The organism is Moorena sp. SIO3I6 (assembly GCF_010672095.1).
This window is the reverse complement of sequence record NZ_JAAHHU010000503.1, coordinates 1-3,067: the sequence shown is the minus strand read 5'-3', so window position 1 is coordinate 3,067 and position 3,067 is coordinate 1. Positions and strand designations below refer to the sequence as shown.

Sequence of the window (3,067 nt, the reverse complement as noted above, 5' to 3'; positions counted from 1 at the left end):
TTCTCCTGAACAAGTTCGGAATACGATTAATGCTATCTATGGCCTGAAATACGCCTATCCCGACGAGGGTCGTACTCCAGAACCTACTGAAAAGCCTGGTGAGGTTATGACCTTTTTGATTCGATATTTCTATGTAGACTAGGATAGGGTTTTGCCAGCGATGCAGCGCGGTCTTGGGGGTTTCCCCCATGAGCGACTGCATCAAGACAGGGTGTTTTCGCCCTGGCGACTAGGAATTGTGGAGGTTATGTTTAAGCTATCAGCTATCAGCTATCAGTTATCAGCTATCAGCTTATGCGCTACGCGCACGCTGCGCGAACAGCTTATGGGTTAGGTCACGTCAATTATTGTCCACTGTTCCCTGTTCCCTGTTCCCTGTTCCCGACTTCTGCAAGAAGTCTCATGTATTCGTTGATCAACAGTATCTAGATTTGAGCTCCGCTGTATTTGTGGTGGCTTACACAATAGAAATCGGTCAAGGATTGGGGTTAACCACAACTTGACCGATTTTTTTTTATAGCACTACCCATTACGGCGCTTTGCATAACTACTCAGGGAGTGACAACGAGGCTATAAAGTGGTAATTAAAAATAAAAAATAAAGCAAAAATAAGAGCTATTGTAGGGTGGGCAAATCGACCGGATTCCAGATGAAATGGTCAGTCATATTATCATGATTTGCCCACCAAATCCCGAAGCTTATAGCCACAAATTTGGGGGGTAATTAAAAATAAAAAATAAAGCAAAAATAAGAGCTATTGTAGGGTGGGCAAATCGACCGGATTCCAGATGAAATGGTCAGTCATATTATCATGATTTGCCCACCAAACCCCGAAGCTTATGGTCTCAGGTACAGCATTTGCCCACCCTACGCCACCGCAAATGGACCCGATTCGAGTGAAAATTACAGCATTTGCCCACCCTACGCCTCTTCCCACAAAGTGGGGAGTGCCACGATTAGTAATGTTACTGGGGGGATTTAATTTTTTTTTCGCTTCCGATCGAGTTTTTTACTCCTTTGCGCAACAATTTCACGGCTACCGGTTCCGTGCCCTCCTCTCCTTTGGGCAGCCTAAAGCTAATATCGCGATCGATCTCCCATCCGCGGCCCTGTTTTTTCTCTGCTTTACGGGGGTAGATGCTGAGGGAGGCGGTGTTTCCTTCGATCTTCAATTCGCATAGTGAATAACCATGCACCCGTTCGTTGTTTTTTTCCCCCCACCCTTCCATACCGAACAGGGAACAGCCTTGCAGTCTGCGTCGAGCATTAGCACCACCTTCCGCCAAGGTTCTCAGGTTGGCCCCGTGCATGTGTCCAAACAAATGCAAAGCGAATCGTTCTGGTGGACTATGAATCTCCCCAATTAGCTGGGCTTGGGCTTCGTCAGTTAGCCAATGCTGGGGGTGGTGGGTAAGTAGCAAACAGGCATGGTGGTCTTTTGCCCAAGACGGTCCATTTTTATGACAGGCTCCATGGAACTGGCGCATATCTAGAGCCAGCTTACCTTGTCTGTCACCGCCCATCAGTTGCAGAAAGGCGCTATTGAGTCCTAAAATTCCGAGTCTGAACCCGTTTTTCTCAATTGTTGCTGAAAAATCTCCTGGCAGTATGCCCTCTGAATAGATATCGGGCTTAGGTACGGTGGTATTTTCCCACCATTGAACATAATTCTCGAAAGCTTTAATTACAAGCTGTCGGGAAGGAGATTCGATGTTATCCCAAAATGGCTTTTGGATCTTAGGGTTGTCCCACATATCCTCAAGACAAATCAATGCGGTATCAAACTTGTTATCTGGTCGAACCAGGTCGTGGTTGCCAGGTACAGCCAGAAACTTCGGCTCAAATCCCATCTCGCGAAACTTGTTCCAGAAATTAGTTAACAGTTCGTCTACCTGTTGGAATTCCGATTGACTGCCGCGCTGGGTAATATCCCCAGTAAACATTACCAAATCAAAAGGGCCTACCTTTTCACAAAGGTACTCTAAATCCTCGAAGAAAATTTCCTCAATATTTGGCCAGAGATCCCCCAAGCCATCCATACCCAAGTGAAGGTCAGTCAGATGTAACCAGCTAAAGATTACCTCCCTGTGATCTGATCTAGGGGTTTCTGAGATTAGGAGTTGTTCAGCCAAACGAGCATACTCCCCTCCTAATCGCCCTAAGACTTGAGCCTTGAGGTGTGCAAAGGGACGAATTTTTTCTTCTAACCCATCATTACTTGCAGTTGCCGGTTTAAGTAAACGCGCTTCAAAGTCCTGTACTGATAACCCTAATTTTTTAGCAATAAACTCAGATACTGTATCAAGAACTGAAAGGGTTTTACTAATGGGTACAGAATCTACTAATAACTCCTTTACCCCTGGCTTAAATTCGTACTCAATATAATTGGGATTTGAATCTTGGTCTACAGGGGTTATAGACTGGAGCAGTCCACTCATAAACACCTCTGCTACATGAATTTGGGTAGATTTTGGTAGCAGGGTTTGCTGAATTAGTTGCACTACAGGTAAACTAACCGGAGCAGCTGCCATTAATCCAGCTAACCGACGCGCCATCGGAGAAGCCGTAGCACGAAATCGACTAACTAATGCTGGTGCTTTGAGTTGGGTTTGATTGGGTTTACCATCTACCGCTCTTCTCTCTACTTGGGGGTCTTGGGATACATCAAAATTAAACCCCACTGTGGTAACATTCCCATGACCAGCAATTACCTGTGACCAGGCCAGTAGCGGGTAGTGTTCTAACGTAACCACGGGAACATTTACAGAGGATTTCTTCTGAATAGACTTACTGTCATCTTCATCCCAAGGTTTAACAATAAACTGAGAATTGACAACTCCAGGACTAAAAGAATGCAGTTGCACTGGTATTTCTGAAGCTAAAGCCGTGCGTTCCCAAAGCCGTTCAGGGAGTAGCTGAAGGATAGTCAGTAAACCATTGCGTCCCCACAACTTGAGCACTGGATGAATTAATTGTCTGCGCCAAGCCACAGAAATACAATCACTCACCAATAAAATTAAACGTTGTTTCTTCGGGTCAATTAATACCTGGCGAGGATAGGGAGTGG

Annotated in this window: 3 protein-coding genes; 2 read left to right on the top strand and 1 reads right to left on the bottom strand. The window is 45.5% G+C overall.

Translation table 11 applies throughout. The features are described from left to right. Positions 1 to 236 precede the first annotated feature (236 nt). Together F6K49_RS38640 and F6K49_RS38635 are read left to right on the top strand one after the other, a co-directional pair. Positions 237 to 503 carry a hypothetical protein gene (locus tag F6K49_RS38640; RefSeq protein WP_293105743.1) on the top strand — a complete coding sequence of 89 codons (267 nt, stop codon included), beginning with the start codon at positions 237 to 239 and terminating at the stop codon, positions 501 to 503. Positions 504 to 811: 308 nt separating this feature from the next. Next, positions 812 to 982, top strand: coding sequence for a hypothetical protein (locus F6K49_RS38635; RefSeq protein ID WP_293105740.1), 171 nt, complete (start codon positions 812 to 814; stop codon positions 980 to 982). Here the strand turns inward: F6K49_RS38635 and F6K49_RS38630 are convergent. After that, positions 966 to 3,067: SAV_2336 N-terminal domain-related protein (locus F6K49_RS38630; protein WP_293105737.1), on the bottom strand; the 2,102-nt coding region annotated here is incomplete at its 5' end. The genes F6K49_RS38635 and F6K49_RS38630 overlap by 17 nt on opposite strands.

Coding starts and splice junctions, on each gene's coding strand:
- F6K49_RS38635 (WP_293105740.1), top strand. CDS start 812: ATGATTTGCCCACCAAACCCCGAAGCTTATGGTCTCAGGTACAGCATT.